13 protein-coding genes are annotated in these 13860 nt (G+C 60.5%); 7 read left to right on the forward strand and 6 right to left on the reverse strand.

Translation table 11 applies throughout. The features are described 5' to 3' along the window. Positions 1–76: 76 nt before the first annotated feature. Complete coding sequence (locus BUS42_RS29670; protein ID WP_074313073.1) at positions 77–1087, forward strand: DUF1559 domain-containing protein; 1011 nt, start codon at positions 77–79, stop codon at positions 1085–1087. Between the two features lie 73 nt (positions 1088–1160). Here BUS42_RS29670 and BUS42_RS29675 read toward each other — a convergent pair whose 3' ends face one another. Genes BUS42_RS29675 through BUS42_RS29695 form a run of 5 tightly spaced genes read right to left on the reverse strand, consistent with a single transcriptional unit; the run spans position 1161 to position 6322 of the window. Next, positions 1161–2141, reverse strand: coding sequence for a DJ-1/PfpI family protein (locus tag BUS42_RS29675; protein WP_216821097.1), 981 nt, complete (start codon positions 2139–2141; stop codon positions 1161–1163). Between the two features lie 19 nt (positions 2142–2160). Next, positions 2161–2817, reverse strand: a complete 657-nt coding sequence (locus BUS42_RS29680; RefSeq protein WP_074313075.1) for a peroxiredoxin family protein — start codon at positions 2815–2817, stop codon at positions 2161–2163. A gap of 13 nt (positions 2818–2830) precedes the next feature. Next, positions 2831–3901 carry a DUF1559 domain-containing protein gene (locus tag BUS42_RS29685; RefSeq protein WP_254053876.1) on the reverse strand — a complete coding sequence of 357 codons (1071 nt, stop codon included), beginning with the start codon at positions 3899–3901 and terminating at the stop codon, positions 2831–2833. Then, positions 3901–5328 carry a PepSY-associated TM helix domain-containing protein gene (locus BUS42_RS29690; protein ID WP_074313077.1) on the reverse strand — a complete coding sequence of 476 codons (1428 nt, stop codon included), beginning with the start codon at positions 5326–5328 and terminating at the stop codon, positions 3901–3903. Before BUS42_RS29690 ends, BUS42_RS29685 begins: the two co-directional genes overlap by 1 nt. 28 nt (positions 5329–5356) lie before the next feature. Beyond that, positions 5357–6322 (reverse strand): DUF1559 family PulG-like putative transporter, encoded by a 966-nt coding sequence (locus BUS42_RS29695; RefSeq protein ID WP_074313079.1) that lies wholly within the window; start codon positions 6320–6322, stop codon positions 5357–5359. 294 nt (positions 6323–6616) lie between these two features. On the opposite strand from BUS42_RS29695, the gene BUS42_RS43885 reads away from it, so the two are divergent. From BUS42_RS43885 to BUS42_RS29710, 4 genes are all read left to right on the forward strand, one after another. Then, positions 6617–6835, forward strand: coding sequence for a hypothetical protein (locus BUS42_RS43885; protein ID WP_074313081.1), 219 nt, complete (start codon positions 6617–6619; stop codon positions 6833–6835). Between the two features lie 671 nt (positions 6836–7506). Next, positions 7507–8436 (forward strand): reverse transcriptase domain-containing protein, encoded by a 930-nt coding sequence (locus tag BUS42_RS29705; RefSeq protein WP_410001721.1) that lies wholly within the window; start codon positions 7507–7509, stop codon positions 8434–8436. Between the two features lie 341 nt (positions 8437–8777). Further along, on the forward strand, positions 8778–8900 hold the full coding sequence (locus tag BUS42_RS46085) for a hypothetical protein (protein ID WP_256386212.1): 123 nt from the start codon (positions 8778–8780) through the stop codon (positions 8898–8900). Positions 8901–8978: 78 nt separating this feature from the next. Continuing rightward, positions 8979–10763, forward strand: coding sequence for a reverse transcriptase/maturase family protein (locus BUS42_RS29710; RefSeq protein ID WP_074315485.1), 1785 nt, complete (start codon positions 8979–8981; stop codon positions 10761–10763). 450 nt (positions 10764–11213) lie between these two features. Here the strand turns inward: BUS42_RS29710 and BUS42_RS45550 are convergent, their stop codons facing one another. Then, entirely contained in the window at positions 11214–11507 is a 294-nt protein-coding gene (locus BUS42_RS45550; RefSeq protein WP_254053877.1) for a hypothetical protein, read from the reverse strand. Positions 11508–11969: 462 nt separating this feature from the next. Here BUS42_RS45550 and BUS42_RS29720 point away from each other — a divergent pair, with 462 nt between their 5' ends. Together BUS42_RS29720 and BUS42_RS29725 are read left to right on the forward strand one after the other, a co-directional pair. Further along, complete coding sequence (locus BUS42_RS29720; protein ID WP_254053878.1) at positions 11970–12707, forward strand: CerR family C-terminal domain-containing protein; 738 nt, start codon at positions 11970–11972, stop codon at positions 12705–12707. After that, positions 12673–13860 carry an ABC transporter permease gene (locus tag BUS42_RS29725; protein WP_074313087.1) on the forward strand — a complete coding sequence of 396 codons (1188 nt, stop codon included), beginning with the start codon at positions 12673–12675 and terminating at the stop codon, positions 13858–13860. The genes BUS42_RS29720 and BUS42_RS29725 overlap by 35 nt, the downstream gene beginning before the upstream one ends.

Below are 13860 nucleotides of genomic sequence, written 5' to 3' on the forward strand. Positions count from 1 at the left end.
TGTTACGATTTTGCGAAACATGATACCGGGCGTATCGCAGAGGTCAGCGATTGATCCAGGTCTGGGGAGCATGACGATGCGAAGGCGAAGCGGCTTCACTTTGATTGAACTGCTTGTGGTGATCGCGATCATCGCGGTCCTGATTGCCCTTCTCCTTCCGGCTGTCCAGGCCGCCCGCGAGGCGGCGCGACGGTCGCAATGCACGAACAACCTGAAGCAGGTAATGCTCGCCACGATGAATTACGAGGCCTCGCAGGGCTCGCTCCCGGCCGGTAAGGCGTCTTGGCCCAATTCCCTCGACCCGACCATCCCCGCGGATCACATGGGGTGGGGGGCTGCCGCAACCATTCAGCCGTTCCTCGAAGGATCACCGGTTTATAACAGCATGAATTTCACCCTTGGGGTCTTGGGCGGACCTGGCCAGGCGTATGCCTATTGGCCGCAGAATTTGACGTGCTACACGACGAGTGTTCAAACACTCCTCTGTCCGAGCGACGGCTTCCCCGAGGCGGTCTCCGGGCGTGCTTCCACGCCCTTCAAGGGGACCAACTACCTGATGATCAGCGGGGCGGGCGAGACGATAGGCGGCATCCAGGGCAATGGGGTGGGCTCCACAGGAGTGCTCTTCACGAACTCGTTTATCCGGCTCGCGGCCCTCACCGACGGGACGTCGAATACGCTGGCTTTTTCCGAGAGCCTTCGCGGCCCGGGGAGTCCTGGAAGCTACGAGGTGGCCGCTGGCACATCTACGGACGTGAAGCGTTACCTGAATAATGCCGGTAGCGCAGGGAATTGTGAGGCACCCATCGCCCAAAGTGCGATCAAGATGGGGGCATGGTACGCGGGAAACTTCGAGGACGGTACGATGGGCAATACCGCCCTCCCGCCGAACACACGGACGATGGACTGCACCTTCCACAGCGGCGCCGCCCCCTGGAAATCCGCCCGAAGCAATCACTCCGGCGGCGTTAATGCCGCGTTCGTGGATGGGCATGTCGCGTTCGTCAAAGAATCAATTAATTTGACGACGTGGCACGCCCTCGGAACACGATCGGGTGGCGAAGTCATTTCGGCTGATGCGTTTTAGGACGAGGTCCCGCGGAGTGGTCGACCGACAATGACGGTATGTCGCCCTTACGGCTCCGCTCTGATCGGTGCGATCACTCCGCCTTCTTCTTATCCGGCTCCCATCGATATTCCATCATTCGAGCCACCTCGCTCGCGTCTTCCGGCCCAAGGAGTCGGCTCACCACGTGCAGCGACGCATCGATTCCGGCCGAAACACCGGCCGAGGTGACGACCTTGCCGTTATCCACGAAGCGTCGTCCCTCGATCACCTTCGTCTTCGTTGCTGCTTTCCTCAGTGCGTCGAGCGACTCTCGATGCGTCGTTGCTTCCAGGCCGTCAAGCAGACCGGCCTTTGCAAGCAAAAGGGCACCGGTGCAGACGGAGAGCACCACTTCCGCGTCTTCCGCCGTATTTTGAATCCATTTGATGATTGCCGGATCTGCCGATGTCTCGCGGACCGATCCTCCGGGGATGACGAGAAGGTCCGGCTTCGGACAATTCCCGATGCCGTAGCGCGGGGTGACCGAGAGAAATCCCTGGCTCACAATGGGACTCTCGCTCCTCCCGACCGTGTAGACGTTGTACGCCTGGCCGCGGCCCGCCCACGTGAAAACCTCGCCCGGACCCGCGAAATCGAGCAGCTCGACGCCATCAAAGACGAGGATTGCGACGTTCTTCCGAGGCTTGAAATACGCCGCCGGGTCGGCTTTGAAGCTGGCCACGCACCGCGGTGAGCCGAAGAGGAAAATCTTGCCGTCGTGAACCAGGTACAGGTCGGGTGAAGCAGGAACCTTCGGCATCATCGTGCACGTTTCACCCTGGACCGAGAAGCGATCGGGGCTCGCGTCGAAGCGTGCCTTGTGCTCGGCATCCGTGAAGAGGTAGCGAAACCTGCCCCTCGTGGTAGCAAAATCCTCGACTCCCGTCCTCTCCTTGCCTTCCAGGAGTAAAACGGGGTCGAGCCCCTTGAGCACGACCTCGGCCGGAGACTTCTCGACGTCATCGTTCGCGCGAAGGCTCGGCAGGACACTGACCGTGGTTAGGGCAAAGGCCAAGGCGATGATGCGTTGCATCGTGAACACTCCCTAATTTTCAAAGATCGTAGGGGCAGCCGGTGTAGAGGTCCGTCGGGGCATCCGCGAAGCTGAGACTTTTCTCCGGCGAACCTGTCATCTTGGCTGTCAACGAGCCCAGTTCCCTGAGCATCGACTCTGAGTAGCCAGGCCAATGCTTCGCGATCTCACCGTTAGACCCAATCAGCACGACGTACGCCGAGTTCTCGACGCCATAATCCCGGACCAGTTCCTCGTTCGGGTCAAGGAGCAACGGATAGGTGACATGGAATTTATCCGCCCACCGCTTCGCGGGTTCGGCCGCGACGTTGATGACACCCCGTATCGAGACGCGAGGATAGGCGGCGTGGAGCTCATTGAAGAAGGGCTGGGCAGCATCACTACAAGGGCACCCTTCCTTGACGAACGTTAGGATGACCAGCCCGTTTCGAAGCATCTCCTCGAGCCGATAGGTTTTACCGTCAGTCGCGGCTTTTGAAAAATTTGGGGCCGGGCGATCAAGCATCGCTCGACTCGCCCCGGCCATCTCCGGCGTCACGATATGCTTCGTCGACCCTTCGATGATGACCAGTTCCTCTTCGGTCGCCGGTAGCTCCGACCGCAGGCGGACCATGGCATAGAGACTACCGAACGTCGCCGAAGCGAGCACGATGAGCGTGAAGTGAACGCGATTCACGGGTCACCCCCTTTTAGTAAGAATCGGCCGAGATGACTTCGCCACCGCCCCGGGTTGAGAGACCCCGCCAGGTCGCGACGTTTACGGTGTTCTTCACGAACTGGACGTGTCCATCGCAGAAGACGACATTCACCCCGCCGGGATGATTGCTCCGGGCCGCGAACCATCCGCGGTTGTGGGAGAACGTGTCCGGTGAAGAGCTGTTGGGACTAAGGTACGTATTGAAGAGTGTGGCGTTCGCCTGGCCCCAAATCCACGGTGAACCTCGGTCGCCCCGCCAGTTCGTGGCAGCGGGCGCATCGGCATCGGTGAGGGCCGGTGATACTCCACCCGGCGAGTTGAGCACGCGTGAGTGACCAGCCGAGGCGTTCGCCATCGGACGCAATGGCTTCGGGATGGTCGCGAGGGGGCCCGACTGATCGGTCCCCGAACCGAGGAGGCATTCAGACATGGCGAGCGTGTTCGAGGTGCCATCGGTCATGTTCGCGAACCGCGTCTGCGATCCGAACCAGAAGACACCGTCGGAGAGGAATGCCGGGTCGTAATACGTCAGGAGGCCGGTTCCGAAGCCCGCGACATAATTCGTCCCGACGACCTCGGCCCCGGTGTAGCCGCTGAACTGCAGCTTTTGGCCGTCGCTCGGGCAGAGGAACAAACTGACGACGGTCCGAGCGGCCGTCATCGAAGCGGGGTGGATCGAGAGCGGTGAGGACGGGATCAGGAGCGCTGGCTTGTTAAAATCGACGAGCTGTTGGAGATTGCTCTGTTCGACGTAGGGGAGAAGTCTCGCCTGCATTGAGTAGGCGTAGACGCTGTCGTTCACGCTACTCGCCCCGGGGAAACACTGGTTGCTGCTCTCGTAGTTGTGAAGAGCCAGGCCGAGTTGCTTGAGGTTATTGGTGTACTGGGCGCGTCGAGCCGCCTCGCGTGCCGCCTGGAGGGCCGGGAGTAGCAGGGCGATCAGCACTGCGATGATCGCGATGACCACGAGTAATTCGATGAGCGTGAAGCCGCAATGGCGCGGCGACGAGCCTCGGCGCATTCCCAGGAAAGAGCTCCGAGCGGGAAGGCTTGTCGTGAACATCAGGTCGCGACCTCCGTCATGGCTAAGACCTCGCGTGGAGGCTGAAGGCCCAGCCAATCGCGAATCAGGGGGATGCGACGCAGAACAATAGCGTCTAATAGCAGCACCAAGACGAGAGAAGCCCCGAACAAGGGTAAATACACCCCGAGCAACGTCACGAGAACGAGAAGGCCGAACGAGAAGCCGGGGGGCACCAGCACTTTGGGAGCACCCAGCACGCCCGAAGTCCGACGACGCCACCAGAGGACCACCGAGCTCACGCTGAGAAGGACCAATCCGATCGCGGTAAGGAGGCCGAGGACCTGATTGGGCCACCCGAAGAGCCGCCCTTCGTGCACGGCGATTCCCGCGCCCACGACCTGGTCGACAACGTGACGATCGCCGAAGTCGGTGCGACTCTTGATCGCGCCCGTGGCTCCGTCCATGACCAGATCGACGCGATATGGCCGGTTCGCCGTCATCGACTTCGCCGTCCAAGTGGTGTTCCCGCCCCGAAATGACTTCGCCCCCGGAGGCGCAATCAGAACAGGCGGGAGCAACCCAAGCGGCTTCACGGTCGCGACGATCCGGTCGACCGACGTGAGATCGACCGGCGGGCGCGAAGCGGTCCGCCCACCACGCCCCGTCGACCCATGCCCACTGTGTTCGCCGGAGCCGCCCGATTCCTCCCGGATCGCCCGCGGAGGCGATCCGTTTGACCAGTCCTGGCGGGCCACTGCCGTGCCGGTTAGCCGACGCACTGTCCGGAAGTTGTCGCCCCAAAACTTCGCCCAGGGCAAGCCGGTGAGAAGCAGGACCAGCGCGAACCCCGAGATCCACATTCCGGTAACGCTGTGGATGTCTCGCCAGAAGACCCGAGAACCTCGCCTGAGCCGCGGGTAGACGATCCCTCCCCACCTCGCTACTCCGCGAGGCCACCAGAGGAAGAGGCCGGACACGATCATGATAATCGCCCAAGATGACGCAAGCTCCACGATCGCAGACCCTCGATTACCCATGAGCAGCTCGCCGTGGATTCGGAAGAGCAACCGCATCAGGCGGTCTTCCTCGGCGATCGCATGGAGAATCTTCAAGGACTCGGGATGGACATAGACGCGCATCGCCTTGCCGTCCTGGCTGACGACCACCCGAGCGGCATCGGAGGCGACGTATGGGAGTTCATAAGCCTGCAACGTCGATCCCGGGAAGGCCTCGAGTGCCGCACGAATCCGTTCCGACGCAACCGCGGGACGCCCCTCTAACCTGAGCCGGTCGTAAGGGCGGTCGATCCAGGATTCAATCTCCTGCTTGAAGAGGTAAATCGAGCCGCTGATCGAGAGCACGACGACGAACGGGATGCAGAAGAGTCCCGCATAGAAGTGCCACCGCCAGACGGCGCGATAATCGGGCCACGTTTTGTGGCTTGGAGGCTGAGCGATCTCGGACATGATGAGGTTCCCGTAAGTCGAATCCGATTTAGTAAGCGTCCGACGAGATCACTTCGCCGCCCGCACGCGTCGCGAGGGCCATCCAGCTCGTCAGCGCAATCGAATCCTTGACGAAGCGCACGCTGCCGTCGGACATGCCGAGATTGACGCCACCGGAGTGGTTACTCCTCGCCGTCTTCCAGCCGTAAGAGCGGCCCGCGAAGCAATCCGGCCGCTTGTCGTTGGGCGAGTAGTAATGGTTGTAGAGGGCCGAATCCAAACGCCCGAGCGCCCAGGCGATGTTGCGGCTTCCCGCCCAGCTCGTCCCCGTGCTGACCTGGCAAATCCCCACCGTCGGTGGGACCGCTGAACCCGTGTGGATGTTCTGACGTCGGTGTTCGGACGGAACCATACCCGTTGAGGTTTGCTGATTGCCAACTAGCGATTCGCTCATCATCGCCGTGTTACTAAGGCCATCAATCACATCCGCAAAGCGAACAGACGACTGATGAAACATCACGCCGTCACCTCCGGCGGAGGCCCCGTCTGGATGCCCTGACCCGTTGTTCGCCGAGTAATTCGTCGGCCGCCATTGTTCCTCAATGACAGCGGAATTCGCGCCATCGCTCGGGCAGAGGAACACGTTGAAGAGGACGCAGGTCACCGTCGTGTTCTCCGCCCGGACCTTCGCCCCCAACCCCGTGGATGGGCTGTACCGCAAGCCGAGGTCGAAGTTCATCGCGTTGAAGAGCGCGTTCCCCTCGATATGCGGGAAGATTCTCGCAAGCGGACTGAAAGTGTACTCATGCGTGTCGCTGCCGCGGGGGAACACGCCCGCGGCATCATGGTATAGATGCATCGCCAGGCCGATTTGCTTGAGGTTGTTCGTGCATTGAGCCCGCCTGGCCGCTTCTCGAGCGGCCTGGACGGCGGGCAAAAGGAGGGCAATCAGCACGGCAATGATGGCGATCACCACCAAGAGTTCAATCAGGGTGAATGCTTTTCGATTTTGCATCTGTGTATTCTTCCAAGGGGGGGGATGCTCAGTGCGCACGCTGACCTGGACCGGCGACTCGTTAAATCGCGGTCGAAGCAAGACATGAGCAGTCACGCGACGGACGTAGCAGGGCCCGAGGCTTCACTAGGGAGCAACGGGGAGTAGCGTCGGTGATGTGGCCTGAACGGTCAGGCCAGAGCGTCCACCCTCGGAGGCCTCTCCAGGCGAGAGGCATGGTGGGCGGGGAGGAGGACGGAATCGGGACGCGAGGCGAGCCGACTCGTCTCAAGAACGTGAGCGGCGAGGTCGCTGATGAACGTCGCCGCTTTGCCCGTGGGGCCTGAGAAGCTGCCCGACGGGGTCGCCGAGTCGCCGCAGGGTGCCGCGGCGAAACACGGGCCTGAATCGCCCTTCTCGGGCGAAGTCGTCGTAGGTGTCGAAAGAGCAGGAGGAAGAGCCGACGCCTTTGGTTTCTTCGGCCCGCAGCAGCACGAGGCGCCGCGACATCGCGGCCCGCACTTGCACGTGTGACCGTGGTCACTCGCTTCCGTCGCGGTCGAGGCCGACAAGGAAGAAGCCCTCGCGTCTCCGCCAGCAACGATCAACCCGAGTGCGACCAGCGCCACGAGATAGGCTCGATGGCGAGAGGGGCACAGGTCGGTGGATTGCAAGCGGACCGGCATGCCGAGGGAACCATGGGGCGGACTTTGGGCGTGATACTACGAACCTCATATGATCTCGTTCACGCACCAAAGTGTCAAGGAGACGCGGAATTTATGGCCTTTTCCTCTCCACGCTCGGCAGGTGCGGCGTTCTGTCGCATTGATCATTGAGGCCATTCGAGGATAGGGAATGTAAGCCAAAAACAATGTTTAATTGTGAATAGATGGTGCGCCGTGAAAAGGTCTGGTTCTTCAGTGGGTGCAACTCCCACCCGGCTAACTCAGTCGCTCCAGCCGGTAGCTATCGAAGCGGTGGTGGAGGTAACGAAGCCGCCGGAGCCTTCGAGAAAACGGGTCGTACCAGCGACTCGGCGAGTTGGCAGGCCGTAATGTGAGTGAACGTCGAGCAGGCCTCGAAAGTTTTAACGTGGAAGCCGACCCGCCTATTTATCGGGGAAGGCCGCAGCCGCTGGGGAAATGAGGCTCACGCCTCGTGAAGCGACAGAAAACCAGTGGTTCCACCGGGGTAATGACGACGGCATGCGAGCACACGGAGAACCGAGGCAACACGGGGAACCCCATCGGTGGGAGCGCGTGACTCCCAACGGGACGCCCGCGAGGGACAAGCCAGGCCGACCGGGGTGGCGGACAGGCTCGTTTGATAGCATCCCTCATTCGGAGCTGATGAAGTCAGTCTCGCGCCGCGTCAGCGATCGGCATCTTTTGAAGCTGATCAAGATGTGGCTCGAAGCACCGGCGGAAGAAGTCGACGACCGAGGGCGGCGTCGTCGAACGACCCGCAACAAGGACGAAGGCCGGGGTAGCCCGCAAGGATCTCCGATTTCGCCGCTGTTGGCGAATATTTATATGCGGCAGTTTATTCTGGGCTGGAAGGTATTGGGGCATGAGCGTCGTCTGGACGCTCACATCGTCAACTATGCCGATGATTTCGTGATCTGTTGCCGCGGCAGTGCCGACGAGGCGATGCGGGTGATGCGATCGATGATGTTGAGGCTGCGGCTGACGGTGAACGAGACCAAGACGCGTCTATGCCGCGTGCCCAAGGAAAGCGTGACCTTCCTGAGTTATACGATCGGATTGTGTCACTCCGCGCGGACGGGTCGCTCGTACATTGGTACAAAACCGTCCGCGAAGTCGATCGATAGCCTTAAGGCCGAGATCCACGAGTTGACCGAACGACAATGGCTGTGGACGACGGTCGAAGACCGGGTGGCGAAACTGAACCGGATGCTTCTGGGATGGTCGAACTACTTCTGTCTCGGACCTGTCAGCCCGGCCTACCGCGCCATTGACCGCTACACGCGGCATCGGCTCCGCCAGTGGCTTCGGGGGAAGCATAAGGTGCAGAGTCGCGGAACGACACGATTCCCCGACGCGAGGCTTCATGACGAATTTGGCCTCATTCGCTTATGTGATCGCCCACGAAGCTTTCCGTGGGCAAAGGGGTGAGTGCTTGTCCGAGAGCCGGATGCGGGAAAACCGTGCGCCGCGGAACGCGGCCTTGAATCCCTGACACAATCAGGAGGAACTCGGAGGAATGTTCCTGGGTCATCTGGTTGACCTGAAGGCGAAAGCCGGAGGGGAAAACAGCATGCCAGAGAAGCGGGGGTCACTGGAAGACGCTGAAGGTGCCGTCCCGCAAGACCCGCGTGATAGGGCGAAAGCTGGATTGCCTGAATCCCAATCCCCAGCGGTGCAACCGCACACTCGCTGCTACAGCGTCTCGAACGCAGCGTCCCCAGGGGCGGACCGTTCGGTTTTGCGGACTGCCACCTCCGTCTGGGAGAGCGATGGATAACGAATTCATTCAAGGGGATGAATGGGGCGTCTACGTCACGCTCGATACGTTCAAGACCAACGGAACGCGGGATGGCCTAACGGGCGCGAGCCCCAAGGTCACGGAGTCTTCGTAGTAGTCGGAGGTCGGGAAAGCCGACCACATGGCGAAGGGAGACAGGTGGTCTGACGACCAAGACGTCAAGGTACGCGAGATGCGAAACGCCGAAACGATCTTAGGAGTCATCAGCGAACGTGGCAGACGAAGGCTGCCGCTGGAAGACATCTATCGGCAACTGTTCAACCCCGACCTATTTCTGCGTGCCTATGGGCGAATCTACCGCAATGACGGTGCGATGACCCCCGGTTCGACGCCGGAGACCGTAGATGCCATGTCCCTGGAGAAAATCGATGCGATCATCGACGCGCTGCGTCATGAACGATATCGATGGACTCCAGCCCGACGAACGTACATTGCCAAGAAATCAGGGAAATTACGTCCGCTCGGGATCCCCACATGGTCGGACAAGCTGCTGCAAGAAGTAGTGCGATCCCTGTTGAACGCCTACTACGAGCCCCAGTTCAGCCCACATTCTCACGGGTTCCGACCCCATCGAGGTTGCCATACCGCCCTCGGAGAGATCACCCAACGCTGGAGAGGGGTCAAGTGGTTCATCGAAGGAGACATCTCTCAATGTTTCGACCGCATCGACCACCCGGTTTTGCTGTCGATCCTGAACGAGAAACTCCACGACCAACGCTTCCTGCGGTTGCTGGCCAACTTGCTTGACACGGGTTACTTGGAAGATTGGAAATATCACGCGACGTTGAGTGGTTCTCCACAAGGCGCCGTGGCCAGCCCGATCCTTTCCAACGTCTACCTCGACAAGTTGGATCAGTTTGTCGAGACCGTGTTAATTCCAGCTCATAACCACGGAAAACGACGGAAGCCCTATCCGCCTTACATGGCCCTACTCAACTCCGCTCGAAGGAAGATGGACGCTGAGAAAACCCACGAGGCATGGCTGTTACGCCGACAGGCCCAGCAGATGCCCTCGCGCGATCCCAACGATCCCGACTTCCGGCGATTGTGGTATGTCCGGTATGCGGATGACTTCCTGCTCGGCTTCAGTGGACCACGGGAGGAAGCCGAACAGATCAAGCGTCAACTGGAGGAATTCCTGCGCGACTCGCTCAAGCTCGAACTCTCCCGGGGGAAGACGCTGATTACCCATGCGCGAACGGAGGCGGCACGATTTCTCGGCTATGAGATCGTTACCCTGGATGCCGACGAGAAGCACGATCCTCGCGGTCATCGCTGTATCAACGGCGCACCGGGGCTTAAGGTCCCCGCGGATGTCATCCGGACGAAATGCTCTCGATACATGCAGCGAGGCAAACCGAGTCGACTGGCTGCTCGGCTCCATGAGACTGATTTCAGCATCGTGACCCAGTACCAAGCCGAATATCGGGGCCTCTTCCAGTGCTATCTCCTGGCCTTTAACGTCCATCGCCTTTGGCGACTTCATCGGGTGATGGAACTTTCGTTGACCCATACGTTGGCGGATAAATTCAAGACCTCCGTCAACCAGGTCTATCGGAAATACCAGAAAACCGTGGAAGTCCCCCACGGCACACAAAAGGTACTGGAGGTGATCGTCGATCGCGGACCGAAGAAGAAACCGCTGGTCGCACGCTTCGGGGGCATTGAACTTCGCTGGCAGAAGTACGCCATCCTCAACGACCACCCCAAGGAAGTCTTCGGTGTTCGGAGCGAGGTGGTGCAGCGCCTTCTGGCTCAGAAATGCGAACTGTGTGGCGCCGAAGGGGCCTGTCAGGTCCACCACGTCCACAAGTTGGCGGATCTGAACCGACCAGGACAGGGCGAGAAGCCGCCCTGGATCAAGCGGATGGCTGCGCGCCGCCGCAAGACCCTGGTTGTCTGTCAAAAGTGCCACGCGGCCATTCATCGAGAACGACCGAGGCGGCACTCGTTCTAAGCATAGACCACTGGCGAGCCGCTTGAATCGAAAGATTCACGAGCGGTTCTGAGGGGGGTGGATGGAAAAGGACGTAGCCGGTTGCCCGTCACTGCTGTCGCATTACGGGCTCACGAACCCCGGCACAAGCCGAACCTCGCCAGCCGCCTACCCTACGCCCGTCCGGTTCGATGAGCGGGGAGTGGAAACGGGGCGTTCAGCTACTGCGCCACTCCTCGACTCTATTTATATGATTTGTTTCATGAGTCATGACTCCCATGCCCGCGCCCGTGCGAGTGACTCGAGGATCGCGCGGCGGAGCTGCGTTCGCGTTTCCTTCGCCCGCTTGTCGCCGGTCGCAAACTATAAGTGTGTCTGCACGTGAGAGGCCGCGAGCCCAGGTCGGTTGTCGAAATAGGCAGTGGGATCTTTCGTCTCGCTCAACATGAATTTGGGGACGAGGAGGAACACTCACGCGGCCAACGAACTGTTACCACGGAATACGTTCTTGATCTCGTCCTCGGATCGGAACCGGTTCGGACACCCCGTGCGGTAGACGAGGAGTTCGTTCGGCACGACGACGACACCATTTCCGCAAAGATCGATCCCGCTCACTCCGGCCGACTCGAATTCCGCAAGTCTCGCTTCCGGGAGGTAGGGCACGACGACGAGCGGATAGAACTCGGGGGGGCGGGCGTACCGACGCACCCGTTCAACCGCCTCGGAGAGGGCCTTCGGCGTCGAAAGCCGTTGGACCTCGATCACGAATCGGTGGCAACGTCCCGCCCCATCCATGCGGGCGAAGGCCTCAGGTTTCTCGCCTCTGTGACGGGTAGATCTCCTCCCACTCCAAGCTGAGGGGAGGCAGTTGAACTCGCCCTTCTCGTAGAAAGGTTGCGAGCTCGACTACAGTCGGAATTTTCTTGAATTTCATTGTTTTCCTGCGTAGGAAAACTGGGGATTTACCGAAATACCTGAGTTGATTTCCTATTGTTCGTTATTTTCTTGCTAAATCAAGACTCCCGGATGATGGCTGGATTCGGATGCGAATCGACTATCCTCAACGGGTGCACGTTCGACGCAAGCCGCCGAGTCCCGTCCTTCCGCCACTGGTCTCGCCTTGGCCTCCTCCGGTCGCTCGCATCAATTGCCCTTGACTCTTTCGATGGGATCAATACACTTGTTTCAAACGGCTGTTTGAAACGGTCGTTTCAGGGCGAGGTGAACATGGCCATACCCGACCAGACCAAGACGCGGCTGCTGGAAGCGGCTGGCGAGGAGTTTGCCGAGAAGGGGTTCGACGCGGCGCGGGTCCGTGCGATTTGTCGCCGGGCGGAAGTGAACCTTGCGGCGATCAACTACCATTTCGGTGATAAAGAGCGTTTGTATACCGAGGCTGTACTCGAGGCGCACCGGTGTGGCAGTGAAGTGTTGCCCGACTCGGTCTTTCAGGAAGCGGAGCCGGCCGACCAGCTCCGCCGTTATATTCACCACTTCTTGAGCCACGTGGTCTCGCTCCGGGGGCAACCGAAGTGGCATCACACGCTGATTCTCCGGGAAATGCTTCAGCCGACCTCGGCGTCGGAGGTTCTTGTCCGTGAGGCGATCCGGCCTCGGTTCGAGCGGTTGCTGGGGATCCTCCGCAAAGTTTGTGGCGACGCGGATGAGCGGCGGCTTCACGCGCTTGCCTTCAGCGTGATCGGCCAGTGTCTCCACTACAAGATGGCCCGGCCAGTTTCCGAGCGGTTGATCGGGACCGACGCGTTCGAGGCGCTCGACCTCGATTTTTTGACCGAGCATATCGCCACCTTCTGTCTGGCGGCCCTGGGGCTGGTCCCCCCCTTGAACGCGGCGGGGGAGTCGAGCGGTGGAGGAGTCGGGCTCGGGGCGCGGACGGTCCTGCCACGAGGGAACGAAGAGGAGAACGGCGATGTCCTGGATCGCGTTGAAGATGTTGATGGGTGACCGAGCGAAGTTCCTCGGGATCGTCATGGGGCTGACCTTCGCGGCGCTCCTGATCATGCAGCAGGGGTCGATCTTCTGCGGCCTGATGCGCCGGACTGCCGGGCAGGTCATCGATATCACGGGGGCCGACCTCTGGGTGATGGACCCGAACGTCCGGTTCGTGGACGACGTCAAGCCGATGATCGAGAACAACCTCTACCGGGTCCGCGGGGTCGACGGTGTCCTCTGGGCGGTGCCGCTCTACAAGGGCCAGGCGCGTGCGAAGCTCAACTCGTACGATCGGGACGGCCAGAAGCAGGAGGTGATCGAGCAGGTGATCTTGATCGGGCTTGACGACTCATCGATGGTGGGCGCTCCGCCACCGAGTCGAATCCTCGCGGGCAGTCGCCAGGCGCTCCGCCGGCCCGATGCCATCATCATCGACAAGAACCGGCTCCCCAAGCTCTTCCCCAATCAGGCCAAGGAGATCTACGAGAACTACGACTGGTTCGTCGGCAAGGAACTCGAGATGAACGACCACCGGGCGATCATCGTCGGGGTCTGCGAGGCGACCCGTACGTTTCAGTCGAATCCGGTTGTCTACACGACTTATTCGCGGGCCAAGTTGTTTGCGCCTCAGGAGCGGAAGATCCTGTCGTACGTGCTGGCCAAGACCGAGCCGGGGCGGAAGCCGGAAGAGGTCGCCGAGCAGATTCGCCGGCAGACCGGCCTTGGTGCTCTGACGAGCGAGCAGTTTATCTGGAAGACCATGGGGTACTACTTCAAGTACACGGGGATTCCGATCAATTTCGGCATCACCGCGGCGCTCGGGTTCCTGGTCGGGACGGCGATCGCCGGTCAAACCTTCTACAATTTTACGCTTGAGAATCTGAAGCAGTTTGGTGCCTTGAAGGCGATGGGGGCGACCAACTTCCGGATCGTCAAAATGATCCTGCTTCAGGCGACGGTCGTCGGCCTGCTCGGCTACGGCATCGGCGTGGGGCTCGGGGCCGTGTTCGGGATGGTCAACGAAGGAACCGAGCTCGCCTTCTATCCCTACTGGCCGATTCTCCCGATCACGGCGGTCGCGGTCGTCTTGATCTGCATCCTGGCCAGCCTCGTGAGCGTTCGGCGGGTCATCGTGCTCGAACCCGCGGTCGTTTTCCGTGGTTGA

The organism is Singulisphaera sp. GP187, from assembly GCF_900129635.1.
Classification (GTDB): Bacteria; Planctomycetota; Planctomycetia; order Isosphaerales; family Isosphaeraceae; genus Singulisphaera.

Coding starts and splice junctions, on each gene's coding strand:
- BUS42_RS29670 (WP_074313073.1), top strand. CDS start 77: ATGCGAAGGCGAAGCGGCTTCACTTTGATTGAACTGCTTGTGGTGATC.
- BUS42_RS29675 (WP_216821097.1), bottom strand. CDS start 2,141: ATGCAACGCATCATCGCCTTGGCCTTTGCCCTAACCACGGTCAGTGTC.
- BUS42_RS29685 (WP_254053876.1), bottom strand. CDS start 3,901: ATGTTCACGACAAGCCTTCCCGCTCGGAGCTCTTTCCTGGGAATGCGC.
- BUS42_RS29690 (WP_074313077.1), bottom strand. CDS start 5,328: ATGTCCGAGATCGCTCAGCCTCCAAGCCACAAAACGTGGCCCGATTAT.
- BUS42_RS29695 (WP_074313079.1), bottom strand. CDS start 6,322: ATGCAAAATCGAAAAGCATTCACCCTGATTGAACTCTTGGTGGTGATC.
- BUS42_RS43885 (WP_074313081.1), top strand. CDS start 6,617: ATGAACGTCGCCGCTTTGCCCGTGGGGCCTGAGAAGCTGCCCGACGGG.
- BUS42_RS29705 (WP_410001721.1), top strand. CDS start 7,507: ATGCGAGCACACGGAGAACCGAGGCAACACGGGGAACCCCATCGGTGG.
- BUS42_RS46085 (WP_256386212.1), top strand. CDS start 8,778: ATGGATAACGAATTCATTCAAGGGGATGAATGGGGCGTCTACGTCACG.
- BUS42_RS29710 (WP_074315485.1), top strand. CDS start 8,979: ATGCGAAACGCCGAAACGATCTTAGGAGTCATCAGCGAACGTGGCAGA.
- BUS42_RS29720 (WP_254053878.1), top strand. CDS start 11,970: ATGGCCATACCCGACCAGACCAAGACGCGGCTGCTGGAAGCGGCTGGC.
- BUS42_RS29725 (WP_074313087.1), top strand. CDS start 12,673: ATGTCCTGGATCGCGTTGAAGATGTTGATGGGTGACCGAGCGAAGTTC.